The following is a 26,365-nucleotide window of genomic DNA, read 5'->3' on the forward strand; positions in this document are numbered from 1 at the left end:
CTATAAGACAGTATATGAATCTTTTCTTGTTTTAGTAATCATCATACATTTTCGATACAGCGGAACTTTTATGAGCTCTCGCCAATCGTGATAAACACGTACGTACTTTTTATATGTCCACAACAAACTTATTATAGCAAAAAACAATCCGTTATACTATGATAACAGAAAAACCGATAGGGTCAATCACCTATCAGTTTCTCCGCCTCTTACATATCTTCTCTTTTTTCTAATTGAACACGCTCTAAGCGTGGATTTGGGCGATATTTACGGCCAGCCTTCGCTTCTGGTTTTCCATTTAATTCTACATTATCACCTGTAAAACCAATGTTCATCTTTAATAAGCTGCTTCCTACTCCGTATAGATCTACAGGAACATTTTGCGCTTCAAATTCACGAATGCGTTTTTCATCAAACCCACCAGTTACAACAATATTAACATGCTGGAACCCTTCTTTATCAAGTGCTTTACGAAGAGCGAAAACAAGAGATGGATTGACACCACGCGGATCAAATGTTCCAAGCACTTCTGGATGACGAATGAAATATTGATCAATCATTGTACGTGAAGTATCAATACGTACACCTTTTAATTCTGAACCAAATTCCCGCGCAACGCGAAGCCCGTCTGTGATGACATCGTTATTGTAGTCAATTAATACAACTAAATCATCTTCTGGGAATTTTTTATGGTATGCTTTCGCAGCTTCTACAACATCGCCATTAAACATTTGAATTAATGCGTGAGGCATTGTCCCCATTCCACTTTTGCCCCACCATTCATTCATTGCATGCGTTGCTTGTGCGCTCATGCCGCCAGTATACGCAGCATATCCATCACCAGCTTGCTGTGTATAATGATCATCACGGTCTCCCATGAAAATAACGGGTTTTTCTTTTTCACCGCTGCGAGCAGCTTGTACAACATTATATACATTTGTTGCAACAGATGTACGACGAGCTAAAATCCCATCGATTACACCTTCTAAAAACCCGAAATATTCATAAGGACCTGTAATTGTTAAAACTGTTTCAAATGGATTAATTTTGTCCCCATCCTTTAAAGAATGAATTTCAAGTTCTTCAGGATGTGCAGCAAACGTTTGTAACAACGCGATTACTTCATCTGTTCCGCAAAGTACCGCATGCTCTTTTTGGAAAAATTGCATTGTCACAACACTTTTCGGGCGAAATTCTTGAATAATGTCTCGTGTTTTTAAAAAGTAAACGGCAGAGAACCAGCCTTCTCCAACTCGTTCATCAAATTTAAATGTTTTATTTGTTAGTCGATTCATTTCACCTTTTAATTTTAATTCAATTTCTTTCATGTCGTTTACTCCCTACTTTACTATCCAACATTTTCTCTTAGTATACAGCAAAACCGATTCCTATACATTCGTTTCCTGCATCGCAGCAAACTCATCTTCTGAAATAAGGACATCCCTCGGTTTTGTTCCCCTTGCTTCAGAAATAATTCCTTGTGCTTCCATCTCTTCAATAAGACGTGCTGCACGATTATAACCGATGCGGAATTTTCTCTGTACAGAAGATGTGGACGCTCCCCCTTGGTCTACAACAAATTGACATGCATCAAAAAACAACTCATCTTCTGCTTCATGTTGCTCTGTTTTCGCCAATAAATCCTCTTGCTGAAATAAATAGTGTGGCTTCATTTGCTTTTTCACATGGTCAACTGTTTTTTCAATTTCATCATCTGATACGTATACGCCTTGCACACGAACTGGTTTTGACGTACCGTTTCCTAGAAATAGCATATCACCGCGGCCAAGTAATTTTTCCGCTCCTCCAATATCAATGATTGTACGTGAGTCAACTTGAGATGATACGGTAAACGCAATACGCGTTGGAATATTTGATTTAATTAGCCCTGTAATAACATCCACAGACGGACGCTGCGTTGCAACTAATAGGTGAATACCACAAGCACGTGCTTTTTGAGCAATGCGGCAAATCGCTTCCTCAACATCACCAGGAGCAACCATCATTAAATCGGCTAACTCATCAATAACAATGACCATATACGGCAATGTTTCGCCTGGAATCTCTCGGCTACTTACAATTGTATTATAACGATTCAAATCACGAGCTCCAGCATGCGCAAATAATTCATAACGACGTTCCATCTCTTCTACAGCCCATTTCAACGCCGCTGTAGCTGCTTTCACATCTGTAATAACAGGTGATACAAGATGTGGCACAGAGTTATATGGCGCAAGCTCAACCATTTTTGGATCAATTAGCATTAACTTAACTTCATGCGGTTTCGCTTTATATAAAATACTAGTTAAAATCGCATTAATACACACACTTTTCCCTGAACCAGTCGCACCAGCAATTAGTCCATGTGGCATTTTCCTTATATCCGTTACAATTGGCGCACCAGAAATATCAAGTCCAAGTGCAACTGTAAGCGGCGATTCACTCTTCGTGAACACAGGACTTCTCAATATTTCTCTTAGAAATACTGGCTTACTTTCTTTATTCGGAACCTCAATTCCAATTGCACTTTTCCCTGGGATTGGTGCCTCAATTCGAATATCTTTTGCAGCTAAACTTAACTTAATATCATCGCTTAAGTTTGTAATTTTATTTACTTTCACACCCGGGTCTGGTTGTACTTCAAAGCGAGTTACAGCTGGCCCTTGCGAAACATTGATAACATGAGCTCCAACATGGAAATTATTAAACGTCGTATCTAATAATTCTTTCTGCTCTTCTAACCATCCGGTATTATCCAATGCCGTTTGAGTTGGAATTGTTAGCAGTGTTAACGGTGGCATTGTATATTCAGGCGGGGTTTTCAATACATTACGCATATCATTTTCTCTTTTCGCAACAACATATGCCTTTTCTTGTACTCCCGCATCTTTAGCAGGTGCCTTCACCTCTGCTACCTGAACTGATACTGGCGCCTCCACTATTACTTGCTGCGCTGGCTTCTCTTCTTCTTGAGCTGCCACTACTACTTGCTGCGCTGGCTTCTCTTCTTCTTGATTTGCCACTACTACTTGCTGCGCTGGCTTCTCTTCTTCTTGATTTGCCACTACTACTTGCTGCGCTGGCTTCTCTTCTTCTTGATTTGCCACTACTACTTGCTGCGCTAGCTTCTCTTCTTCTTGATTTGCCACTACTACTTGCTGCGCTGGCTTCTCTTCTTCTTGATTTGCCACTACTACTTGCTGCGCTAGCTTCTTTTCTTCTGGAGCTTCTACTATAACTTGCTGTACAGTTTGCCCGTTTCCTTTTGATACTTCTTCAGCTTGTCTTACAGGAGTGGTCTGCGATGTTTGTATTCTATCTGCATATCTCTCCATTAACTTTCTTCTATCTTGTTTTAGCATCACAACATTAAACGGTACATGACGCTTCTTCTCGCGCTTCGGTTCTTCTTTTGGCTTAACAGACTGCTCCAAAGTAACGTTTTGCTTTTCATCATTCTCTTCAATTAATACATTTGCAAAGTTTTGAACCGCTTCCTTCGTGTGCTCGTCTGCTGAAGATGTTTCTACAACATCTTTTTCCGCTTTAGAAACAAAATTCTCTTGTTCTGTCGTTTCTTCAATTACTATTTGAGCCGGTGCTTCTGTAGACTCCTTCGCTGTTTCAGCAATCAGTATTTCTTCAATTACCTCCACTGCTGCCAGCGTTTCTTCTACTTCTTTCTCTATTTCTGCTGCCGGTGCTTCTTCTACTTCTTCCTCTATTTCTGCTGCCGGTGCTTCCTCTACTTCTTCCTCTATTTCTGCTGCCGGTGCTTCTTCTACTTCTTCCTCTATTTCTGCTGCCGGTGCTTCTTCTACTTCTTTCTTATATTCATTTTCTTCCACTGACGTTGTATCGCTATCTTCTACAGCAGAACCTAGTAATTCATCTTGTAATATTGCTTCCTTCGCTACGTTGTCGTATTGTGATAGCACCACTACATCCGGTTCTTGCTCCAATACCTGTACGGTTTCGGCAGTATGTTCCTCTTTCTGAGCATTCTGGCCAACTGATTTATATAACGGGTCATCCGTTGCAAATGGATGAGAATCAGCTACCTTTTCTTGCTCCTCTAAGTCAGTAATAGAACCGGCGGAATTGTAGCCATTTTTCTCTAACCACTGATCAACAACTGATTTTTCTTCTTTTGGACTTTCTTGTTGTTCAATATGCTCTAGGCTTTCCTCCTGTTTCTTAGAAGGACTAAAGATTTCGTCTGAGAAATTTGAAAAAGAGTATCCTTTTTTCTCCAACCAAGCATCAACAACAGGTTTTCCTTCAACGGATATTTCAAGGTCTTCCTGTCCTTTCTCTTCCGTCTGAACTTCTGGCTGCAGAGCAGACGGACGTTTATACCCAAAGATAGGTGAAATCATTTCGGTTGGACGAAATGGTCTTCGCTTACTTTCTTGTACTGGCACAGATTGTTTTGGTACGACAGGATCTGGCTCAATTTCTCGCTCAGCTTTTTGAGGGACAAATATATGGACGGGTTCTTCCTCTACATATGTAGACCTGCGTCTCTCCACGGTTGTTACTTTTGGCAGCGGCGGCTGCTCAACATAGGTAGGTTCTTCCACATTCTCCTCATCAAATCCATCGTCAGGTACTAACGGAAAGCGGCATTTCACCCCTACATTCCGACTAGCCATTTGTGCTTCTCTTGCTTCGGTGTAGTGGTTTACACGAGGACGTTTCGGCTTACTTTCAGTGTTTTTCGGTACTGCTTTATTCATCGCTGTTTCTTCTTCGAGGTGTTCCTCTTTGTTAAACAGCTTTTTCATCCAATCTAACATGTTTACCACTCTTTCTACTAAATAGTAACATCCTTTATTGTATCAGCATTCGGCAAAAAGTGCAGGTAAAATTACGTTCTTGTATTTTGTCCAATATGTTCAATTTTTCAGTAAGTACAATATAAAGTGAAACTTTAATCAGTCCTCACCACTCGGGCATAAAAGGGGCCTGGACTTGTGTGCTCTGTGCCTTCACTCGGCACAGAGCTAAAAGGCTCTATCCATAGGCCGACACTCTGTCCAAACCGAAAAGAATGCTTTCATAACACTTTGTATTAATATAGAAAAGCAGCCTCATTTTATCATGAGGCTGCTTTTCTATATCAACTAAAATTTAAACTCTTGTCCAACTTCATAGCTGTCTTCTAACACAAGAATCCCTTTTTCCTGCGGAGCATCTGGAAGCTCTAATTCACGCGCAGAGCAAATCATTCCAGAAGATGGAACGCCGCGAAGTTCAGCTGGTTTAATTAACATACCACTTGGCATTACTGCACCGATTTTTGCGACAACAACTTTTTGTCCCGCATCAACGTTTGGTGCACCACATACGATTTGTAATGTATCTGTACCGATTTCGACTTTACAAATGTTTAGTTTATCTGCATTTGGGTGTTTTTCTTTTTCAGCTACGTAACCAACAACGAATTTTGGCGACAAGTCTGCTTCTACTTTTTCTTCAAAGCCATTCTTCGCTAAAATATCATTGATTTTTTCTACAAGTTCTTTTGTTAACGTAATGTTTCCTGTTTCTTTCACTTCTACATAAGAAGACGCATTGAAGATGTTAAATCCTGCTGTTACATTACTTTCACGGTCATAAACACGCGTAACATCTCCTTTGCGGTCAAATGTACGATTTTCTAATGTAATATCTTGTAAGGCGACGATTAAAGTGTCACCAATTCCTTCAAGGTTGTAAAAAACGTTCACTATGTTCATCCTTTCTCTTTTCCATTTGTCTTCTTCCGATTCTTCGCTAAAATAAAGATTGGTTCAAAGTCACCATCTTCATATACGAATGAAAGTGATGTAATCGGAACATGACCTTCGGCAAAAAACTTCATTGTCATTTGTGCAATAATATCATAACCGATTTCGTTCACGATATCAGCAACAATTAATACATCTTGGTGTGGAACAGCTACTACCATGTCGCCTGAAATCTTCTCACGCATCGATTGTAATAGCGATTCATTTAAAATACGACTCGCATCATAGCCATCATTTGTGTTTAAAAAATAAAATGTATTCCCAGCTACTTCATCTTGTTTAAAAGCATAGCCTAATGAACGAACATTAAACAATGCCATTTCACGTACTTGTTGCTCGGTAAGCCCTAACTTTTGTAACAAACGCTCATCAATTAATCGATATGTTTTATTAGAATCTAACGCATAATAAATGCGTGTCTCCGCTGTATGATCCGTCATAACAAATAGATTTCCTTCTTCTGCGTGTTTCGGAAAAGAAGTAGAGCGAATGACTGGTAGAATTTTTGCTGCGCTACTTTCTTTTTTATGCATCGCAACTAACGCTTCTTGCACGTAATACACAACATCTTCAATCGCGGCTTCTTTTTTCACTTCCCATTTCGCAACAATTCCTGGAAGCGATACGTTAATTCCTTTTTTCGTGTCCGTTTGTTCAATGCGAAGTACCTCTTTTTCACTATCATAGTGAAAGTCCCATTCTGGGCGAGATAGTTTTTTCATTAACTCTTCTTTCATCTTTTTACTCGTCATTTTCATTTTTTTGCCTCCCTTCCAAAAAAATAACCTCCCCCGCGAAGGTAGAGGTTGTTTTTACAATTCAATTGGCTAGTTGCCTTATTTTAAACCTTCAATAAACTCTTCGATTTGTTCTTGTGTTTTACGGTCTTTGTTTACATAGCGTCCCGTTTCTTCCCCTTTATTGTACGCTACAAAGCTAGGAATGCCAAATACGTCTAATTTTACACATAGATCAATAAATTCATCTCGATCTACATAGTAAAATGAGAAATTGCTATATTTCTCTTCTACTTCTGGCATAAACGGGTCAACAAAACGGCAATCAGGGCACCACTCTGCTGAGAACATAAAAATAACGTTCTCTTCATTTTTTAATTCTTGAAATTGCTCCATGCTTTCTAATGATTTCATCTATATTTCCTCCTCTAACGAAGTGTATCTTTTCATGTATAATCTTTCTTTTATACTACCATACATCACGTATGCTGCAAGATTTATGCTTGTTTTTCGTCGTACTTATATTGCCCAACTAACAGCTTCATAACATGGACAAATAACGCTGTACGATCCACATGATGATCTGTGAAGATTCCGATTGCCCCTTCATGACTGCGAATATCTTTTCTCTCCACAAATTCCTCCATGACTTCACTTAGCTCTTTCCCGCTTTCAAGAGGAGTAAGAAAATCATCAGGCAACTTAATACGTGCCCCGCCTGCGACAAATATTTTCCCTGTACTTGTTGCTAAAGCACCCCAGTTACACATAAATAATCCCTGCTCTGTTCTCATGACGCCGCCTTCTAGTCCAATTCCAATGTCAGCTTGCTCTTTTTCCAACGCTCGCTTCGCCCTATTGATTGCACCTTGCATCGTTTCTTCATCAGAAAACGGTTGCGCGGCTACTCCTGAAGGAACCGAGGTAGCCGTAATAATCGCTTCTTTCCATACTTCTTGAACTGCCCCTACTTTTGTTTGATTTTTTGATCCGACTGCTACTTTCATATTACTCACCTCTCTGTAAATTCGTAAGAAAAAATCAACAGGTAATTGACACTCTCTTCCTTCTAACAAAAGAGTGATTTTATCTCTCTCTGACTGCTTCTTTCCATGGGCGGATGCTCTCTTCCACCTTAAAAGAAGTGGTTTTTTTCGTATACGAAAAGAAAAGGCCTCATCCGGCCCTTTCTTTTAAGCATTATTTTTAATCGTTTCTAATGTCGTCTTGTCTGTTGCTTTCACAAGCTTTGTAATCAACTCTTTTGCTGCCGCATAATCATCAACATGTAAAATAGAAGCGTGTGTATGAATATAACGAGCGCAAACACCAATTACTGCTGATGGAATACCAGAATTGCTTGTATGTACACGACCAGCATCTGTACCACCTTGTGAAATAAAGTATTGGTACGGAATATTATGTGTTTCTGCTGTATCTAAAATAAATTCACGCATTCCTCTATGCGTGACCATTGTACGATCATAAATACGAAGAAGCGCTCCTTTTCCTAATTGCCCAAACTGTGTTTTATCTCCAGATGCATCATTTGCTGGACTTGCATCAAGCGCATAGAAAATATCTGGCTGAATCATATTTGCTGCTGTTTGTGCCCCGCGAAGACCAACTTCTTCTTGCACGGTTGCCCCAGAATATAATGTATTTGGTAATTTTTCATCTTTTAATTCTTTTAATAATTCGATCGCAAGACCACAGCCGTAACGGTTGTCCCAAGCTTTCGCCATAATTTTCTTTTCGTTTGCCATTGGTGTAAACGGACAAATCGGAACAATCTGCTGCCCTGGTTTCACACCAATTTCAAGTGCATCTTCATAACTATCTGCACCAATATCAATTAACATATTTTTTATATCCATCGGTTTCGCACGTTGCGCGTCACTTAATAAGTGAGGTGGAATAGAACCAACAACACCAACAATCGGGCCGTTTTTCGTCATAATTTGTACACGCTGCGCTAGTAATACTTGACTCCACCAACCGCCTAGCGTTTGAAAACGAATCATCCCGTTTTTCGTAATTTGCGTTACCATAAAACCAACTTCATCCATATGACCAGCTACAAGGACACGCGGGCCATTTTCATCCCCTTTTTTAAGACCGAACACGCTACCTAAACCGTCTTGAACAATTTCATCGGCATATTTACTTAGCTCTTGTTTCATAAAACGGCGTACATCATGTTCAAATCCTGATGTACCTTGTAATTCTGTTAACGTACGAAATAATTGTAATGTCTCTTTATTCACGAAGTCCCCTTCTTTCAAACCTTAGTAGCATACCTCTTTTATTGTAGCGAAATTTTCGAAATGTTTCTAGTTTCTTCTTTTTTGGTTAAAATTGCATTATAATTATTGTCGATACACTATTTTATAGAAGTGAGGTGAATATATGAACTGGAAAGGTTTACTAGCTGGTGCTAGCATTGGTTTTGCAGCTGGTTATCTTGTTGCAAACAAAGTTCAAGAACAATCCCATATTTCTTCAGAAAAAGCATTGAAAATGGTGAAACAAGCATTAAGTCATAAAGGCGAAGTTACTGGCTCTTGGGTACATATGGTTCCAGAGACGTTTGAAAAATACGATGTTGCGTACGAAGTATACCGTGGTGGTCTTACAACACTTTTAAATGATATACAAGAACGATTTGAATTTTTAGTAGATGCAAAAACAGGTACTGTTTTAGAAGTAAAGGCTGCATAAAAAAGCTAGTTTTCACTAGCTTTTTTTCAGTTTGTTGAGAAGCAGGAGCTAGGGGCTCCTGTTTTTTGTCATTTTTTGTTGGTTAGTCGATATTCTTTGTCGAACCGCTGATATATTTCAATTTGCGCTGATATAATTAGAGTTACGATCGATATATTTGAAAAATCGCTGATATAATTTCATTTACTATTAATTACTCACAAATTCTATAAAAAGCTAGTTTTCCATAACTTCTATATAAATCCATTTTGATTTTTTCGATACATAACCCGCTGCTATGAAGAATAAAAAGTGAACTACACTCATTTTCTCTCTTTGTTTTCACTTGGCATGGGGCAGGGAGAGGGGCTGACCGCTTCTATGCATGGCCGGATGCTCTCTTCCATCTAAAAAGAATGGTTTTATGTCATTTTTCCCAATTTGTATTTATATATTATGATTCTACCTTTTCTTTTCTCTCTAATTTTTCAATTATACGTCCTTCTGCATCCCACTTCATAGCGCGATAATAAGCATCATGGTAAAAAGTGAACCACGCTTTCTTTTCCGTTCCATACTTCATCCACTTTTGTTTCTGTTCAATCGATGTCATTGGATAGTCATCATATGCCATGACCCATAGTACATTTTGATGGGCATGCGTCGGCAAGAGATCCGCCAAATGCAGCATCGTCTCCCCTTTACTTTCAAGAACAATTACAGCATGTCCATCGCTATGTCCACCTGTATGTACCATTTTGACCTCATCTGAAATTTGTATTTCTTCTTTGAAAGTGACAACTTGTTCTACAATCGGCTCCCAATTTTCTTTCCAGTATGTATTACGAGAGCGAATATTAGGTGTTCTCATTTCATTCCACTCTATTTCCGACACATATACTTTTGCATTCGGAAAAGCCGAAACAAGTTCACCATCTTCCCATTTTGTTAATCCTGATGCATGATCAAAGTGAAGATGGGTCATTAATATGTAATGAATATCTGCACAGGCAAGACCAAGGTTCATTAACGATTCATGAACCACCGATTCCTCTGTTACACCTTGATTCCGCTTCATTTTTTCGTTCATTTTATGATTTCCAATTCCTGAATCAATCAGCATATTGCCTTCTTTTGTCTGTACAAGAAGAGGATCAGTTCGTAAATAAATATGATTTGTCTCATTATGTTTATATTTGCGCGACCACAAAACTTTCGGTACGACGCCAAACATCGCTCCCCCATCTAAATGAGTGTTCCCGCCGCTTAGCCACGTTACTTTCATTTCCCCGATTTTTAAAGATTCCATTCCACATTCCTCCTTTTCTATTTCATTCTAACACAAAATTCAGATTATTTTACTTATACAAAAACCTGCGCATTACTGCGCAGGTTCTGTTCGATATTTCGCTTCAACGCGATAAATACGATGTCCTTTACTAGAAAACTTCTCTTCATATTCTGTCATAATATTACCTTCGAAATCACTATTATGAAGATCGAGGCTCAGGAATGTAAGCAGCATACCATACTCAGCCATGCTCATAAGAGAGTATTCAAATAAACTTTGGTTATCTGTTTTAAAATGAATCTCTCCACCCGTTACTAACACTTCTTCATAATTACGTAAAAACGTTTTATACGTTAAACGACGCTTCTCGTGACGATTTTTTGGCCATGGATCTGAGAAGTTTAAATAGACGCGGTCAATTTCGCCTTCTGCAAAGAAAACTGTTAAATCTTCAGCATCTTTATTAATCAATTTTAAGTTTGGTATTTCTTCTTCGATTAACTTATCAAGCGCATCTACGACAACACTTGTGAATTTTTCAATTCCGATATAGTTAATATGCGGATTCGCTTTCGCCATCTCATAAACGAAACGCCCGCGACCTGTTCCTACTTCAATGTGGATTGGATTTTCATTTCCAAACACTTCTGTCCAGTTTCCACGACGCTCCTCTGGGTTTCCAATTACAAACTGTGAATACTCATTAATTCGATCCATTGCATATGGTTTATGTCTTAAACGCATAGATGTCTTCCTCTCTTTACTAGACTATTTTTTAGAAGGTTCCTTCTTTCTTTTTTAATCATTCTATCAAACAAAAAACCAAGTACGTACGAGCACTCGGTCCGTTTCTTTCAAGTATAAAGTGTATCATTTTGATACAAACTACAAAGAGCATAGAACGAAACTTTCACTTCCTTAGAAACGTTTCGTTAGCCACTGATTAGCTCCTCCATGACGAAATAGAAAATTTCTCTTACTTGTTCAAAGCGAACAACAATCGAAAGGATGATTCAGTCATGCCGATTAATCAACAACATCAATTAGAAATTTTAAAAGATATTCTAGTCAATCATCAAAGTGATTGCTGCGGGACAGTTTCTGAGTGCGAACAATTAGAACGCCTCATTCAATCATTACTTGCAAATGATAGTGTAAATAGCGATGTAAAAGCAATGCTAAACGATGTATATCACTATAGTCAATCGGGTAAATATTCTTCTGATTTAGACAACCATATTTCTAGTAATCAAGAGCAACTTACCGAGTGGATTTCTGGAATGGACAATTTTTCTTAAATTATTTATTACTCTGAAGCAAGGAGTCGCTGTAAATATTGATGCCAATATTCAGCTTCTGCTTGCTGTTTTTTTGTTGTATGCCATTGGACAGATAAAATCGTTTGTGCCACTACATACCACTTCATCCGATGAAGCAATGACTCATTTATTTCAACTTCATAATACGCTAACCATTCATCCCATTCGTGACGCGGAACATACCAATATAATAACATGCCAAGATCAAGAGCAGGATCCGCAATCACTGCCCCGTCCCAATCAATTAAAAATAATTCATCTTCATCCGATAATAACCAATTGTTATGATTCACATCACAATGGCACACGACAAACTCATTATATTCAGCATCTTTCAGTGTAGCTTTTAAATACCCTAGCCCTGTCTGAATTGTTTCATCCGTTTTTAAGTCTCCTCTTAAAACGAAATACAATTGCTCTAATAACTCCTGTGCATGAAGCGGCTGTTTTCCAAGCCTTTGAATCATTTGCACAAGCGCTTTAGACGAATGTATTTTTTTTAAAAGCTTTGCAACACGTTCAAGCTTCATATCCTCTGGCTCTAACTTTTGTCCTGGAAGCCACTTTTGAGCCGAAATCACATCACCGTTTGTCAGCCTTCTTGTCCAAAGTAATTTTGGAACAATGCCTTCTGCTGATAACACGGCTAAAAAAGGCGATGTATTCCGCTTTAAAAATAGCTTTTGTTGTCCATTTTCCGCAATATATGCATCGCCTGTTGCTCCACCAGCCGGTATAAGACTCCACTCTTCTCCTAATAATTGTTCCAACCATTCCATATTCATTACCCGTTAACAAATCCTTATCTTTTATAGTTATGAAAAGAAAAACCGCAACACTTTTTGAACATGTTGTGGATTCATATAAAAACTCCTACCACTTAGCTCTTAAAGTGGCGGTTTCTCGTGACCTCTACACGAGTGGAGTTGAAATAGTACCTAATCGTACAACCCCTCTATTCCAGTAGCAAACGCCTTTGGAACTACTTTTTAATATATTATAATAAAGACAGTTACTAATAATTCGGCTTCATCCTCAAACACTATACTCAGCATATTCCTTGAGGGCAAAGCGCTCTTGCTTATTTTTCATAAAAGAAAACTTGGCATGGGCCAAGAAATCAAAGCAAACGAACCGTCTATTCTTTTATATTTTACAAAACCAATAATACAATGACAACTTATCAAAATCGTCACCTTTGTCAATTCTACATTTATTATATTCGCATCGTCAAGTAGCGATTTGTCACATTACCGTCAATATATACGAGCTAATAGGAGCCAACTGAAGTTCATTCCCTTCAAATGAAGCAATCGGCTGTACTTTCGCATTTGCACTATCTACTAATACGTACCACATTTCATATTTCGGCAGCGAAATTGTTTTTATTTGCGTACCGTTATGAAATACCACCACAATCTCTTTCCAAGTACCGAACTCCCCCACATTTTGTAAATGATATGCAACCACGTTACAATCAACCTGTAAAAATGTCATATGTTTCTTAATTAGATACGCTGATTGAAAGCGGAATGCTCTATGTGCTTTACGAATCGCAATCAATCCTTGTATATAAGTAATCGTTTTCATTTCTTTCTCTTTTTGATCCCAATCAAGTTGATTAATTTCATCAAGCGCATTATAACTATTTTCATTTCCTTTCTTCGAACGATAAAACTCTTGTCCTGCATGTAAAAATGGGATTCCTTGCGCAAATAATGTCATCGCTGTCGCTAAGCGATGGCGCCTTTTTTGTATCTCTTCTGTTTCTTGATTACTGCACACGATTTTATCCCACATTGTCATATTGTCATGACATTCCACATAGTTAATACTTTGGAGCGGTTCTAAAAATAATCCGTCTCCTTTTTCATTTATAAGACTACCTGTTAACACATATTGCAAATGCAGGGGGTCTACACTTCCTCCGAATGCAAAACCACGTTTACTTACATCAAACGTACTGCCTTTTACTACATCACGAAATTGATCGTTAAATTGTGCGATTCGCGGCATTTTGTTTGCATTATGAAGCGTTGCCTTCTCTTCTAATGGAAGCGGTGTTTGTAAGTCCCAGCCTTCTCCTAATAATAGTGCATCCTGTTTTATTTTCCTTACTTCCTTCTCTAGCTCATTCATCGTATCTACATCTAAAATCCCCATTAAATCAAATCGGAAGCCGTCAACGTTATATTCAGTAAGCCAATATAATGCAGAATCTATTATAAATTTCCGCATCATTTTCCGTTCAGATGCTAGATCATTTCCCACGCCCGTTCCATTTGATGGCATCCCATTTTCATCATGTCTAAAGTAGTAACCTGGTACAAGCTTTTCAAACGATGACGTTTCTCGCTCATATACATGATTGTATACAACATCCAAAATCACGCGAAGTCCGTGCTCATGAAATGTTCTAATCAGCTGTTTACATTCCTTAATTCGGTTATAAGGATCAGAAGGATCACTCGCATATACTCCCGTTGGAACGTTGTAATATAATGGGTTATAGCCCCAGTTATACGTTGCAAAAGGCTTCGTTTCATCTACCCCAGCATAATGATGAAGAGGTAAAATTTCAACATGTGTAACTCCTAGATCTTTTATATAAGAAAGAGCCGTTTTCGTGCCCAACTGCCCCTTCGTATTGTCTTCTGTTAACCCCTTATATGTTCCCTTTTTCTCTACACCACTATTTTCATGTATAGTAGCATCACGAATATGCAATTCATAAAGGATTGCATCCGTAACAAATTCTAGTTTAGGTAATGTAATTTGTTCTTTGACATATGTCTTTAGAAGATCGATAACAATTCCGTACTTACCATTTACTGATACAGATTTTGCATATGGATCTACAGCCTCATTCCATATTAAATTAATACAGACGAGAAATGTGTACCTTGCTAGTTCAAAGTCTCCTTGTAAAATATGAGACCAAACACCATTCTCTTCTCTTTGCATGTCGTAATCTGTATACTCTTTATCGCTCGTATAAATTCTTATTTTTGCAAGTCTTGCAGTTGGTGCCCACATTTTAAAAGTCGTTTTTTCCCTTTCATAACGGGCTCCTAAATCGCTACCATCATAATAGTATTTTTCATCAAATATAGCTGTTCGAATAACCGCTCCAATTTGTAAGTCTGTTTCTTCATTTCGTTCATCACGCACTGTATAATATTTCCCCACATCAAGTGGGTCTTCTACATAACATTCATACTTTGTTGCAGCTGGAAGCATGGTCGTTTTAGTAATATCCAGCGGACTTATACGATGTCCTTCCTGCATAAAAAATGTCCGACTTGTTCCATACGTATGCGGAAGCAAAATTGTAATTTTATTCACTTCATCTAAATAGGCTTCAAATGGACGCTTTACTTTCAGCATAAAAAATCACCATCATTCTCGAAATTAAAGTGAGACTTCCTAAAAAATAAGTATCCCGGTCTTTCAAACCGTATTTCTATACAAACAAACTTATTATTTTCTATAGTATATTCACAGTCATAAGAAACGTTTTTTACACTTTTGATTTCTGTAATTTTATTTCAGCAATCGATTTATATTTTGGAGTTTCTTTAACATTCGATTCATACAATGTCACAGTATCAGCTTGAAACGCTACCCGTTGTAACGGTTTTACATTATTTAAATGAAACTCTTTCTCTCCCACCCATTTGCGCGCTACTGTAATATGAGGGTGATAAGGGCGTGTTTCAAGAGAAAAACCGTTTCTTTCACAAATCGCTTGCACCTGTTTTTGTAAATCAAATAACGCTTGATTTTCTTGTAATCCAGCCCAAAATATACGCGGGCTTTCTACTAGGCCGAATGTAGAAACATGTTGCACCGTAAGATTTAATTCCGGTGTATGCACAAGAGATTGTAACTCTTTCTCTATCCCTTGCAATTGCTCCTTTTCAGCACTCCCTAAAAAAGCAAGGGTAATATGGTAGTCTTCCTTATGTACCCATGACCGAAATGATAACGTATCCTTCATTTCCTCTTTGTAACTTGCAAACATTTCTTTTATATGAGGCGGCAAGGTAACCGCTAAAAAATAGTGTGGAACCATTTATCTCTTCTCCTTTTTTATTATTGTTTCTGTTCTTCTCGATCTCATTCAATAGAACAAGAAAAGGATAAAGTGAAACTTTAATCAGCCCTCACAAATCAGGGTAAAAGAAATCCGCCCTCTAAATAGAGAGCGGTCATATATCACGTTAAAATCGGCCTATTTTGCTAATTCATAAATTGCTTGTGCATAAATTGCTGTCGCTTTTAGTAAATCTTCTATTTCAATATACTCATCCTTTTGGTGAGCAAGTTCTTCTTTTCCAGGGAATAACGGACCGAATGCAACACCAGCTTTTAAAGAACGAGCATATGTACCGCCGCCAATTGCTAATAACTCTGCTTTCTCTCCTGTTTGTTCTTCATAGACACGTTTTAATGTACGAATTAACACGTGATCTTTATCAACGTGATGTGGACGTGAGTTAGAGTAATCAGCTACTTGGAAGTCTTTTTTCTCGGCATAATCTTTTAATTTCTGCACGGTCTCTTCAAAATTCGTTGTTACTGGGTAGCGCACATTTAACCCTAAGTTTCCTCCTTCTTCTTTCGTATAAGAAAGGCGACCTACGTTGACTGTTAACGGTCCACTAATTTCATCTTTATAAGCGATTCCTGCTTTTTCTCCAAGCGTATCATTCGTAAATGTCTCGCTAACAAATGCAATAAATGAAGCACCCTTCGCGTCAAGAGCAATCGTCTTTAAAAAGTTCGCTAACAATAGCCCTGCATTTTCACCTTTTTCAGGAGTCGAGCCATGAGCTGAGATTCCCTCCACTTGTAACGTAATCGTATTTCCTTCGGCAGTTACTTTTCCTGTTTTCTTACCAGTTTGTAAATAGTGTTCATACGCACTTCTAAGTTCCGCTGCTCGTTCAGTCGTAATCACTGCTTCGGCAAAATCAGGAACCATATTTAAACGACGGCCTGAAGAAAACGTAACAAGCTTATATTCTCCGCCTTCTGTTTCTTTATTTTTTTGCATCACTTGTATATCAGAAATTCCTTTTTCCGCATTAATAATTGGGAAATCTGCATCCGGTGCAAAACCAATTGTTGGCATTTCTTCATGTTTGAAATAATGCTCCACACACTTCCAGTTGCTTTCTTCATCTGTTCCTAAAATCATGCGCACACGCTTTGAAAGTGGCAAACCTAATTCTTTTACAATTTTCATTGCATAGTAAGCAGCCATTGTCGGCCCTTTATCATCAATCGCACCGCGTGCAAAAATCTTCCCATCACGAATATCAGCGCTATATGCAGGTGTTGTCCATCCGTCGCCTTCTGGAACAACATCAACATGACAAAGAATACCAACTAATTCCTCTCCTTGTCCCATTTCAAGATGCCCTGCATAACCTTCTAAATTTTTAGAAGTAAACCCTTCCGTTTCCCCTTTATGTAACATAAAAGATAGTGCTTTCGCTACACCTTCTCCAAACGGTGCACCTTCTGTTGCTGTTTCTTCTTCCCAAACACTTTTAATTTGCAGAAATTGCTGTACGTCACGAATTAACTCATCTTTTCTTTTTTCAACTTCTTCTGTCCAATTTATTACTGTCATCACGTATTCACCTTCTTCTCTATTCTCTCTTTCATCATAGCAAACGAAAATCGAATCTGCCAATAAGAGAAAATGTAATAACGAAAAATTTCAACATTTCGGATATTTCTAATTAGTTTTTCTTTTATTTTTCTAAAAAAATTTGCAGGAATTTGACGGTTTACGTAGAAATTTATGCTGTAGTTGATAGAAGAGACATAGAATATCAACTACCAATATTTTTCTATTTTATTATTTGTTAAACTTTTGTAAAATTTAACTAGGTTAAAGCATGAAATTTGTCAAGTGGAGTACAATGAAAGTAACGACCTTCTTTCCTGAATGGGGTCAAAAAAACTGGTAGAGGAGTGGTTTTCTCTTGAAACCTACGACTACTCGTATGCTAACACGCATTAAATCAATTTATATGTACATCAATGAAAATGGTACGGTAACGACGCAAGACCTTGTAGATGAGTTCGGGATCACACCGCGAACGATACAACGTGATCTGAATGTGTTGCAGTTTAATGAACTCGTGTATAGCCCTTGCCGCGGCAAGTGGACAACAACAGGAAAGAAAGTGAGAATGACCTCATAACAAAAACAATTGTATATCAAATATAATACATACCCCTTTCTGTAAGATCAGAAAGGGGCTCTTTCTATTTTTGGAATCGGTCTCAATCTTGCATCTCTGTTTGAACTTGATACGTTTTTAACATTTCTACTTCTTCATCCGTCAATTCACGATATTGACCAAGCTCTAACTCTTCATCTAATACTAAAGGTCCCATCTCTGTTCTCTTTAAGTAGACGACTTTTTTTCCAACAGCTTCAAACATACGCTTCACTTGATGGAATTTCCCTTCTGTAATGACAAGCTCGATTTCAGAAACATCATCACTTTTTAGAATGGTAAGAGCGCCTGGCTTCGTTTCATAACCATCGTCTAAAATAACACCTTTTGCAAATTCTTCTATATCATTTTCCGTTACTACTCCAGCGACGTGCGCATAGTATTTTTTCGGCACATGCTTTTTCGGGGATAATAGCTGATGCGCCAGTTTCCCGTCATTTGTTAACAATAGAAAGCCTTCTGTATCAATATCAAGTCTTCCAACTGGAAATGGATCAAAAATGGCATCCTCGAGTTCTAATAAATCGACAACTGTTTCATGGTTGTCATCTTCTGTTGCGGAAATGACACCTTGTGGTTTATGCATCATTAAATAGACAAATTCTTTATACTCAACAACCTCACCGTGAATCGTAACTTCTTGTTCTTCCACATTCACATGAAACTTCGCATCTTTCACTGGCGTTCCATCTATTTTAACAACGCCGTCCTTTAATAATTTCTTTACTTCTTTTCTACTTCCATATCCCATGTTTGCTAATAATTTATCTAATCTCACTCTTTCACCTTCTTATATTTATCATAGAAAAGGGGACGTATTTACGCCCCTTTCTTTTTAATCTTTAATTTACTTCCAAGCTTACGCTGTATCTTCTCTAAAGCTTCTCCGCCAAATACTCTTTCTAGTACTCCTGTGCGGATTGCTAAATATCCGTAGACAAGACCGCCAATTCCTGCACAAATTGCGACTGTCATAAGTGCACCAAAACGGCTTCCAGGAGAAATTGCAAATGACAGAAGCCCCTCGGATAGCTTTACTACAACTACCATCGCAAGTGTTAACATGGCAATTTGGAACGTTCTCTTATATACAACACCAAATGAATAGTGTGCATATTTACGAATTTGTTTATTCGTATACCAAACGGAAGCTAAGAAACCGATAGCAGTTGCTAAAATAGCCCCAATTGTACCGAAGTAACGAATCAATATTACGTTACCTAACAGCTTCAAAATAACGCCCATGCCAAGCGCGATAATTGCATGTTTCTGTTGGTTGATTCCTTGCAAAATAGCTGCCGTTACTGTAAATAAAGCAAATAACAATGCAACTGGTGCATACCACATTAGTATTTGTCCACCTAATGGATCCTTTTCATAAAAACCTGTATAAATCGGATACGCAAGTGTAGAAATACCAACAACCGCAGGTAATGTTAAAAACATGTTTGTTTGGAATGTTTGCGTAATTTGTAGTTTTAAATAACGAAATTGTTTTTCTGTAAATGATTTTGTTATTGCTGGTACAAGCGTTAAACTAAACGCCGTTGCAAGCGAGACTGGAATCATAATTAACTTATGCGTCCACATCGTAAAAATACCAAGTGCCCGCTCGGCAATGTCACCTTGTCCAATTGCTTGCATAATCGAGTTAAATGTTAACGTATCAATTTGTTGATATAACGGAATTGTTAATCCAATAACAACATAAGGAATCGCATATGCAAATAATTCTTTAAATAATTGACCCGTACTTACTGTTGATTCTGGTACAGTTTGTTCTATTAAGTATTGATCGAGATATTTTTTCCGTCTTAACCAATACCAAATCAACACACCGAGCGCTCCGACAGCTGAAACAAATGCTGCAAAAGTCGCCACACCAACAGCAGTTGCTACCGATCCGCCGATTACTTTAATAACAATAAAACTACCCGCTAATAAAAAGACAATGCGAATAATTTGTTCAATAATTTGAGAAACTGTCGTCGGTCCCATTGATTGGTGACCTTGGAAGAAACCACGAATTAAACTTGCTGCTGGTACGACAATAAGCGCAAAACTTACGAGACGAATGATCATTGTAACGTCTGCTACATTACTGTGTACACTTTGTTTCCCGAGCATTGCATGCGCAAATAATGGCGCCGTCATGTAAAGCACTAAGAAGGAAATAATCCCTGTTGCAATCATCATAACCATTCCCGATCGGAACATTCTCCGGCTCGTTTTATAATCTCCAAGCGCATTATATTTGGAAACAAATTTTGAAACAGCAAGCGGTACTCCCGCCGTTGCAATACTTAAAAAGATTGTATATGGAATGTATCCATACGTATAGAGCGTCCCGCCTTCTGTGCCAACTAATTCATGAAATGGAAAGACATAAATCATACCTAAGAACTTAACTAAAAAAGTTCCTAACGTCACAATAAGCGTTCCGCGCAGAAATTTTGAATCGGACATAAGATAAATCCTCCTACATATATAACGCTGAACTCTAACCTTTGTATTGTACCACACTTTCTTACTCAAGCATCATATCACCGTATTTTTCTTTTAGGTGAAAACATGCTATTCTTTTAGGCAGGAAATGTAGAAAATGAGGTCGATATACTATGCATTATGATGTAATTGTCATCGGAGGAGGCCCTTCAGGTTTAATGGCCGCAATCGGTGCTGCTGAAGAAGGCGCACGCGTCTTACTTCTTGATAAAGGAAATAAATTAGGGCGTAAACTTGCAATTTCTGGCGGGGGGCGCTGCAACGTAACAAACCGCTTACCACTAGATGAAATCGTCAAACATATACCAGGAAATGGTCGCTTTTTATATAGTGCCTTTTCTATCTTTAATAATGAAGATATTATTACATTCTTCGAAAACCTTGGTGTCAAACTAAAAGAAGAAGACCACGGCCGCATGTTCCCTGTATCCAATAAAGCACAATCTGTTGTAGATGCTTTATTAACAAGACTACAAGAACTAGGCGTTAAGATGCGTACCAATACACCTGTTGAAACGGTAGAATATGAAAATGGACAAACACAATCTGTTGTTCTGCAAACAGGTGAAGTTTTGGAAACAAACCATGTTGTCATCGCTGTTGGCGGGAAATCAGTTCCTCATACTGGCTCAACTGGAGACGGTTACGCTTGGGCTGAGAAGGCTGGGCATACCATTACTGAGTTGTTCCCAACTGAAGTACCAATCACTTCAAATGAACCATTCATTCGCGATCGCACCCTACAAGGTCTCGCTTTACGCGATGTAAATTTAAGCGTATTAAATCCAAAAGGAAAAGTTGTCATTTCTCATAAAATGGACATGCTCTTTACCCACTTTGGTATTTCTGGTCCAGCTGCTCTTCGCTGTAGCCAATTCGTCGTAAAAACGATGAAAAAATTTAAAATGCGCGCCATCGAAATGAGCATCGATGCACTGCCAGAAGAAAATAGCGAACAGCTCTTCCAGCGCATGATGAAACAAATGAAAGAAGAGCCGAAAAAAGGAATTAAAAATGTGTTANTTCTCATAAAATGGACATGCTCTTTACCCACTTTGGTATTTCTGGTCCAGCTGCTCTTCGCTGTAGCCAATTCGTCGTAAAAACGATGAAAAAATTTAAAATGCGCGCCATCGAAATGAGCATCGATGCACTGCCAGAAGAAAATAGCGAACAGCTCTTCCAGCGCATGATGAAACAAATGAAAGAAGAGCCGAAAAAAGGAATTAAAAATGTGTTAAAAGGATATGTTCCGGAACGTTATTTCCTATTCTTATTAGAAAGAAACGGAATTGACGGTAGCGAGCAAGCTGGACAAGTTTCTCACGAAAAAATCCGCGCCCTTGTGAAAGACTTCAAAGAGTTTAAAGTAACAGTAAACGGCACGCAGCCACTTGAAAAAGCATTCGTAACAGGCGGCGGCGTTTCTGTTAAAGAAATTTATCCGAAAGAAATGGCTTCTAAATGTATGAATGGCCTATACTTCTGCGGTGAAGTTCTTGATATTCACGGCTATACAGGTGGATACAACATCACTTCTGCTCTTGTTACAGGCCGAATTGCCGGAACAACTGCAGGACAAAATGCGAAAGTACAGTACTAAAAAAGAAACACGGGGTGTTCCACTCCTGTTTCTTTTTTGTTGCTTTCTATAGCTTATTAGCTTTATATTTTATAATGTTGAATAATTGAAACAAAGGGGAAAACATATGCGAAAAAAAGTCATGATATCTTTAATGTTAATGACGTTTCTTTCCGCTGTGGAAGGAACGATTGTTAGTACAGCAATTCCTCGTATAACGAGCGATTTATCAGGCGTTGAACTTGTTAGTTGGGTGTATGCGATTTATATGCTCGCAACCGCTGTCTCGACTCCAATTTACGGGAAATTAGCCGATTTATTCGGACGTAAAAAAGTGCTGCTCATCGGTGCAGCCATCTTTTTAATCGGTTCTGCACTATGCGGAGTCGTAACATCGATGGAACAATTAATCGTCTTTCGTGCTCTTCAAGGGGTAGGTGCCGGGGCTGTTATGCCGATTACAATGACGATTATCGGCGATTTATATAGCGAGGCGAAAGATCGTGCAAAAGCACAAGGCTGGATGAGTGCCGTTTGGGGCGTTTCTGGTGTTGTAGGGCCACTAGTAGGTGGATTTTTAGTAGATTCTCTTTCTTGGCGCTACATCTTTTTCTTAAACGTGCCATTTGGAATTCTTGCTTGTGTAATGATTGCCCTTTCGTATAAAGAGTCGATTAAACCAGCGAAACACCATATTGATTATCCTGGTGCTATTATTTTCTCATTAAGTACAATCGCGTTACTTTATGCACTCTTAACAGGAAGCAGCAAGCAAAACTGGGGTGATCTTACAATTATTGGCCTCTTAATCTTTGCGGCTGTTTCATTCCTTATTTTCTTATTCGTTGAGAAAAAATCTCCGGAGCCATTAATTCCGTTAGCACTTTTCTCTAACCGCACGTTATCAACGATAAACATATTAACCCTTATTGCTGGTGCGATGATTATTAGCATTACAATGTACTTACCAATTTGGAGCCAAGGTGTATTAGGGAAAAACGCGACAGAAGCGGGACTGATTCTAATGCCAATCCCTGTTATGTGGACATTCGGTGCCATTTTTTCTGGAAATTTAGTTGGCAAGTTACAAACGAAACAAATCATTTTACTTGGAGCTAGCATTTTATCCATTTCTACCTTCTTATTATTTACATTATCAACTCATTCACCAGCATTTCTAATTTACGTTGCGGTTGGATTATTCGGCTTAGGAATGGGTCTGATCACACCAATTTATATGGTGACAATTCAAGCAGCTGTTCCTGCCCATACACGCGGAACAGCAGTCGGCTTAAACACATTTATTAATACATTTAGCCAAACATTAGGTGCGGCTATCTTCGGAACCATTTTTAACACAATGATTCACGCGCAAGGCATGCAAAATGTTGATCTTGTCTCAGGTGGACATGGCGCAGCAAATGTCGTAACAAAATCTCAAGAAGCATTAGCTTCAAGCGTACACATCATTTATATGAGTACATTTATTCTCGCGCTTCTTACACTATTTATCGGTTGGCTTCTATTAAAGCCAGCAGCGCAAACAACTGAACAGTAAAACACACACTAAGATTAGTAGCACAGACCACAGCCATGGTCTGTGCTACTATTTTTTTATACTAGAAATGAAGAATAGGTCAGGGCAGTCCCTTCTTACGATTAGTCAAGTGGTTTTCTAAGAAGTGATTAGAAGCACGAATCCATTGAAAATATGAATTCTAATGTATTTCTGATGTTACTTTATTAAAATCACATTGACAATGATAATGATTTTCATTATCATTTTATCAGTAGACAAATTATAGTATAAAAGGGAGATATTACTTTGAAAAGAAAGAATATTAAATCGTTAGTAATGGCTACAACATTGGCGATTCCATTTGCTGTTTATGCTAGTCCAGCGCAAGCAGCAGTAGCAATTGAAGCCAATAATAAGGCAGGGTTAGTAGCAACAGATCGTGTATATGATACGGAAATTAAAATATATAAAGATCAAAAAAATGAACCATCTATGGTGTCTCAATATATAAAAAATCCAAAAGTTAAGATTGAAAATGAAAGAAAAGTTGTTACGGCAACCGTACAAGATAGCGATTATTTTCAATATCTTAGAATAGAAGATGAGAATCAACCAGGTATATTCCACGATGTAAAAGTATTATCAGAAGATAAGAGAAAGAATGGGACAAAGATCGTTCAATTTGAGATAGGAGAATTTTCGAAGAAATATAATATGCAAATGCATATACTTATTCCGGCACTTGGATATGATCATAAGTATCAAGTTCAATTTGAAATGATAGATCCTACTATAAAGGATATGGAAACTGAAAAACAGGGTGAGGATTCCACTTCAAATAATACAGAAACGGATCATCCAGTTGATAGTAACAATATGATAACAGATAAAAAATTGAGAGAACTCGTTAATAAAAAAGCGTTACATAAAAAAGATTTAGATACACCAATTACAAAAGAAGAGTTATTACAAGTAAAAGACTTGTTTTTAAATACGAATGAGATTCTTGATTATAGTGGATTGAAATACATGCCAAATTTAGAGTCCTTAACAGTTGCTAATGCGAAGATAAAAGATCCATCATTCTTTGCGAATTTAAAACAAGTGAAAAAATTAGCACTACGTGGTAATGAATTTGCAGATGTAACACCGCTCGTTAAGATGGATCATTTAGAATCTCTTGATTTAAGTAATAATAAAATTACTAACGTGGCACCACTAGCTGAAATGAAGAATGTTACAAGTTTATCTTTAACCGGCAACCAAATTGAAGATGTAACGGCACTAGCTAAAATGGAACAATTAGATTATTTGAATGTAGCAAACAATAAAATTACTAACATTGCACCATTAAGTCAGTTAAAAAACGTCACATATTTATCTTTAGCTGGTAACGAAATTGAAGATATTACTCCATTGTATACATTACCTTTACATCATTTAGTATTAACACGTAATAAAGTGAAAGATTTGTCTGGAATCCATCAGCTGAATCAATTAGAAGAACTATGGATAGGGAAAAATCAAATTGAAGATGTAACACCTCTTACTAAAATGTCACAACTTAAAGTATTAGATTTACCTAATAATGAATTAAAGGATATTACTCCATTATCAACTCTAGTAAACTTGCAAAAACTTGATTTAGAGGCAAATTATATTACGGACCTATCACCAATTAGTCAGTTGAAAAAGTTAACGTTTGTAAGCTTTATTGCCAATGAGATTCGCGACGTTAGACCAGTTATAGAATTAAGTAAGCAGGCATATATCGATGTTCAAAATCAAAAAATCTTTTTAGAGGATACGGAAGTAAATAAAGAAGTACAAGTACCTATTTATGAGAAAGATGGAGAAATTTCTACAAAAATCCGCCTAAAAAGTGATGGCGGCACATACAATAATGGTGTAATTACATGGAATACGCTAGGTGAGCAAGTATATGAATTTGGAGTGAAAGATCCATTTGCCGATACAGGAATCTTTTTCACTGGTACAGTAATACAAAATATTGTGGAAAAAGTATCGGGGGACGACTCTGGCTCTAAAGATAACAGCTCTGACTCTAAAGACAACAGCTCTGACTCTAAAGACAACAGCTCTGACTCTAAAGACAACAGCTCTGGCTCTAAAGACAACACCTCTGACTCTAAAGACAGCAGCTCTGACTCTAAAGACAACAGCTCTGACTCTAAAGACAACACCTCTGCCCCTAATGGTGACAGCTCAGGTTCTAAAGGCGAAGCTACTGACTCTAATGGCGACAGCTCTGACACTAATGGTGACAGCTCTAATTCTAAAGACAACATCACTAATCCTAATGGTGACAGCTCTAATTCTAAAGACAACATCACTAATCCTAATGGTGACAGCTCTAATTCTAAAGACAACATCACTAATCCTAATGGTGACAGCTCTGACTCTAAAGACGAAGGCACTGATCGAATGAATCCACAAGTTTCTAATAAATCAGCGAATAAACAAACTTTTACAAATGGGCAGATGTTACCTGCTACAGGGCATGCTACGAATTGGTTGTCCGTTTTTGGTGGGGGATTAATATTATTAGGGATTCATTTATATAGGAAATTAAAAAAGATTTAACGAAAGTAAAAATCGTTTTAGTAACCTGAGATCAAACTCTTTCCGATAATCAATAT

21 protein-coding genes and 1 pseudogene are annotated in these 26,365 nt (G+C 37.9%); 7 read left to right on the forward strand and 15 right to left on the reverse strand.

Going from position 1 to position 26,365, the window contains the following annotated elements; all coding sequences use genetic code 11:
• Positions 1–209 precede the first annotated feature (209 nt).
• The 7 genes from ACX5JI_RS22445 to ACX5JI_RS22475 all read right to left on the reverse strand — a co-directional run bounded on the left by ACX5JI_RS22445 (position 210) and on the right by ACX5JI_RS22475 (position 8,796).
• Complete coding sequence (locus ACX5JI_RS22445; protein ID WP_459503232.1) at positions 210–1,328, reverse strand: nicotinate phosphoribosyltransferase; 1,119 nt, start codon at positions 1,326–1,328, stop codon at positions 210–212.
• A 60-nt stretch (positions 1,329–1,388) separates the two neighbouring features.
• On the reverse strand, positions 1,389–4,799 hold the full coding sequence (locus ACX5JI_RS22450; RefSeq protein ID WP_459503233.1) for a DNA translocase FtsK: 3,411 nt from the start codon (positions 4,797–4,799) through the stop codon (positions 1,389–1,391).
• 327 nt (positions 4,800–5,126) lie between these two features.
• Positions 5,127–5,741 carry a YtpR family tRNA-binding protein gene (gene ytpR, locus ACX5JI_RS22455; RefSeq protein ID WP_459503234.1) on the reverse strand — a complete coding sequence of 205 codons (615 nt, stop codon included), beginning with the start codon at positions 5,739–5,741 and terminating at the stop codon, positions 5,127–5,129.
• On the reverse strand, positions 5,738–6,550 hold the full coding sequence (locus tag ACX5JI_RS22460) for a DUF1444 domain-containing protein (RefSeq protein ID WP_459503235.1): 813 nt from the start codon (positions 6,548–6,550) through the stop codon (positions 5,738–5,740). The genes ytpR and ACX5JI_RS22460 overlap by 4 nt, the downstream gene beginning before the upstream one ends.
• Positions 6,551–6,628: 78 nt before the next feature.
• Complete coding sequence (locus ACX5JI_RS22465; protein WP_459503236.1) at positions 6,629–6,943, reverse strand: thioredoxin family protein; 315 nt, start codon at positions 6,941–6,943, stop codon at positions 6,629–6,631.
• 83 nt (positions 6,944–7,026) lie between these two features.
• Positions 7,027–7,536, reverse strand: a complete 510-nt coding sequence (locus ACX5JI_RS22470) for a DUF84 family protein (protein ID WP_459503237.1) — start codon at positions 7,534–7,536, stop codon at positions 7,027–7,029.
• A gap of 186 nt (positions 7,537–7,722) precedes the next feature.
• A complete protein-coding gene (locus ACX5JI_RS22475) occupies positions 7,723–8,796 on the reverse strand; it encodes a M42 family metallopeptidase (protein WP_459503238.1) in 1,074 nt (357 codons plus the stop codon).
• Between the two features lie 142 nt (positions 8,797–8,938).
• Between ACX5JI_RS22475 and ACX5JI_RS22480 the strand changes: the two genes are divergently transcribed.
• Complete coding sequence (locus ACX5JI_RS22480; protein WP_459503239.1) at positions 8,939–9,250, forward strand: PepSY domain-containing protein; 312 nt, start codon at positions 8,939–8,941, stop codon at positions 9,248–9,250.
• Between the two features lie 433 nt (positions 9,251–9,683).
• Here the strand turns inward: ACX5JI_RS22480 and ACX5JI_RS22485 are convergent, their stop codons facing one another.
• Both ACX5JI_RS22485 and trmB read right to left on the reverse strand, forming a co-directional pair.
• Complete coding sequence (locus ACX5JI_RS22485; protein WP_459503240.1) at positions 9,684–10,538, reverse strand: YtnP family quorum-quenching lactonase; 855 nt, start codon at positions 10,536–10,538, stop codon at positions 9,684–9,686.
• Positions 10,539–10,610: 72 nt separating this feature from the next.
• Positions 10,611–11,264 carry a tRNA (guanosine(46)-N7)-methyltransferase TrmB gene (gene trmB / locus ACX5JI_RS22490; RefSeq protein ID WP_459503241.1) on the reverse strand — a complete coding sequence of 218 codons (654 nt, stop codon included), beginning with the start codon at positions 11,262–11,264 and terminating at the stop codon, positions 10,611–10,613.
• Between the two features lie 275 nt (positions 11,265–11,539).
• Between trmB and ACX5JI_RS22495 the strand changes: the two genes are divergently transcribed.
• Positions 11,540–11,818, forward strand: a complete 279-nt coding sequence (locus ACX5JI_RS22495; RefSeq protein ID WP_459503242.1) for a YtzH-like family protein — start codon at positions 11,540–11,542, stop codon at positions 11,816–11,818.
• Positions 11,819–11,826: 8 nt separating this feature from the next.
• On the opposite strand, the gene ACX5JI_RS22500 is transcribed toward ACX5JI_RS22495, so the two are convergent.
• The 4 genes from ACX5JI_RS22500 to pepV all read right to left on the reverse strand — a co-directional run bounded on the left by ACX5JI_RS22500 (position 11,827) and on the right by pepV (position 17,480).
• Positions 11,827–12,624 (reverse strand): phosphotransferase, encoded by a 798-nt coding sequence (locus ACX5JI_RS22500; RefSeq protein WP_459503243.1) that lies wholly within the window; start codon positions 12,622–12,624, stop codon positions 11,827–11,829.
• A gap of 460 nt (positions 12,625–13,084) precedes the next feature.
• Positions 13,085–15,226, reverse strand: a complete 2,142-nt coding sequence (gene pulA / locus ACX5JI_RS22505) for a type I pullulanase (protein WP_459503244.1) — start codon at positions 15,224–15,226, stop codon at positions 13,085–13,087.
• A 133-nt stretch (positions 15,227–15,359) separates the two neighbouring features.
• Positions 15,360–15,914, reverse strand: a complete 555-nt coding sequence (thpR, locus tag ACX5JI_RS22510) for an RNA 2',3'-cyclic phosphodiesterase (protein WP_459503245.1) — start codon at positions 15,912–15,914, stop codon at positions 15,360–15,362.
• Between the two features lie 159 nt (positions 15,915–16,073).
• On the reverse strand, positions 16,074–17,480 hold the full coding sequence (gene pepV / locus ACX5JI_RS22515; protein WP_459503246.1) for a dipeptidase PepV: 1,407 nt from the start codon (positions 17,478–17,480) through the stop codon (positions 16,074–16,076).
• Between the two features lie 358 nt (positions 17,481–17,838).
• On the opposite strand from pepV, the gene ACX5JI_RS22520 reads away from it, so the two are divergent.
• Positions 17,839–18,060 carry a DeoR family transcriptional regulator gene (locus ACX5JI_RS22520; RefSeq protein WP_459503247.1) on the forward strand — a complete coding sequence of 74 codons (222 nt, stop codon included), beginning with the start codon at positions 17,839–17,841 and terminating at the stop codon, positions 18,058–18,060.
• An 82-nt stretch (positions 18,061–18,142) separates the two neighbouring features.
• On the opposite strand, the gene ACX5JI_RS22525 is transcribed toward ACX5JI_RS22520, so the two are convergent.
• Both ACX5JI_RS22525 and ACX5JI_RS22530 read right to left on the reverse strand, forming a co-directional pair.
• Positions 18,143–18,877 carry a pseudouridine synthase gene (locus ACX5JI_RS22525; protein ID WP_459503248.1) on the reverse strand — a complete coding sequence of 245 codons (735 nt, stop codon included), beginning with the start codon at positions 18,875–18,877 and terminating at the stop codon, positions 18,143–18,145.
• Between the two features lie 41 nt (positions 18,878–18,918).
• On the reverse strand, positions 18,919–20,565 hold the full coding sequence (locus ACX5JI_RS22530) for a putative polysaccharide biosynthesis protein (protein WP_459503249.1): 1,647 nt from the start codon (positions 20,563–20,565) through the stop codon (positions 18,919–18,921).
• Positions 20,566–20,717: 152 nt separating this feature from the next.
• Here ACX5JI_RS22530 and ACX5JI_RS22535 point away from each other — a divergent pair.
• The 4 genes and pseudogenes from ACX5JI_RS22535 to ACX5JI_RS22550 all read left to right on the forward strand — a co-directional run.
• On the forward strand, positions 20,718–21,626 hold a 909-nt coding region (locus ACX5JI_RS22535; RefSeq protein ID WP_459503250.1), incomplete at its 3' end, for an aminoacetone oxidase family FAD-binding enzyme.
• A 1-nt stretch (position 21,627) separates the two neighbouring features.
• A pseudogene (locus ACX5JI_RS22540) lies at positions 21,628–22,207 on the forward strand (aminoacetone oxidase family FAD-binding enzyme); the annotation flags it as partial.
• Positions 22,208–22,313: 106 nt separating this feature from the next.
• A complete protein-coding gene (locus ACX5JI_RS22545; protein ID WP_459503251.1) occupies positions 22,314–23,744 on the forward strand; it encodes an MDR family MFS transporter in 1,431 nt (476 codons plus the stop codon).
• Positions 23,745–24,041: 297 nt separating this feature from the next.
• Positions 24,042–26,309, forward strand: coding sequence for a leucine-rich repeat domain-containing protein (locus tag ACX5JI_RS22550; protein WP_459503252.1), 2,268 nt, complete (start codon positions 24,042–24,044; stop codon positions 26,307–26,309).
• Positions 26,310–26,365 lie beyond the last annotated feature (56 nt).

It is taken from the genome of Bacillus sp. C1 (assembly GCF_054570475.1).

What these genes read in the sequence shown, in the direction of transcription:
- ACX5JI_RS22445 (WP_459503232.1), bottom strand. Translation starts at nt 1,328, where the DNA reads ATGAAAGAAATTGAATTAAAATTAAAAGGTGAAATGAATCGACTAACA.
- ACX5JI_RS22450 (WP_459503233.1), bottom strand. Translation starts at nt 4,799, where the DNA reads ATGTTAGATTGGATGAAAAAGCTGTTTAACAAAGAGGAACACCTCGAA.
- ytpR (WP_459503234.1), bottom strand. Translation starts at nt 5,741, where the DNA reads ATGAACATAGTGAACGTTTTTTACAACCTTGAAGGAATTGGTGACACT.
- ACX5JI_RS22460 (WP_459503235.1), bottom strand. Translation starts at nt 6,550, where the DNA reads ATGAAAATGACGAGTAAAAAGATGAAAGAAGAGTTAATGAAAAAACTA.
- ACX5JI_RS22465 (WP_459503236.1), bottom strand. Translation starts at nt 6,943, where the DNA reads ATGAAATCATTAGAAAGCATGGAGCAATTTCAAGAATTAAAAAATGAA.
- ACX5JI_RS22470 (WP_459503237.1), bottom strand. Translation starts at nt 7,536, where the DNA reads ATGAAAGTAGCAGTCGGATCAAAAAATCAAACAAAAGTAGGGGCAGTT.
- ACX5JI_RS22480 (WP_459503239.1), top strand. Translation starts at nt 8,939, where the DNA reads ATGAACTGGAAAGGTTTACTAGCTGGTGCTAGCATTGGTTTTGCAGCT.
- ACX5JI_RS22485 (WP_459503240.1), bottom strand. Translation starts at nt 10,538, where the DNA reads ATGGAATCTTTAAAAATCGGGGAAATGAAAGTAACGTGGCTAAGCGGC.
- trmB (WP_459503241.1), bottom strand. Translation starts at nt 11,264, where the DNA reads ATGCGTTTAAGACATAAACCATATGCAATGGATCGAATTAATGAGTAT.
- ACX5JI_RS22495 (WP_459503242.1), top strand. Translation starts at nt 11,540, where the DNA reads ATGCCGATTAATCAACAACATCAATTAGAAATTTTAAAAGATATTCTA.
- ACX5JI_RS22500 (WP_459503243.1), bottom strand. Translation starts at nt 12,624, where the DNA reads ATGAATATGGAATGGTTGGAACAATTATTAGGAGAAGAGTGGAGTCTT.
- pulA (WP_459503244.1), bottom strand. Translation starts at nt 15,226, where the DNA reads ATGCTGAAAGTAAAGCGTCCATTTGAAGCCTATTTAGATGAAGTGAAT.
- thpR (WP_459503245.1), bottom strand. Translation starts at nt 15,914, where the DNA reads ATGGTTCCACACTATTTTTTAGCGGTTACCTTGCCGCCTCATATAAAA.
- pepV (WP_459503246.1), bottom strand. Translation starts at nt 17,480, where the DNA reads ATGACAGTAATAAATTGGACAGAAGAAGTTGAAAAAAGAAAAGATGAG.
- ACX5JI_RS22530 (WP_459503249.1), bottom strand. Translation starts at nt 20,565, where the DNA reads ATGTCCGATTCAAAATTTCTGCGCGGAACGCTTATTGTGACGTTAGGA.
- ACX5JI_RS22545 (WP_459503251.1), top strand. Translation starts at nt 22,314, where the DNA reads ATGCGAAAAAAAGTCATGATATCTTTAATGTTAATGACGTTTCTTTCC.
- ACX5JI_RS22550 (WP_459503252.1), top strand. Translation starts at nt 24,042, where the DNA reads ATGGCTACAACATTGGCGATTCCATTTGCTGTTTATGCTAGTCCAGCG.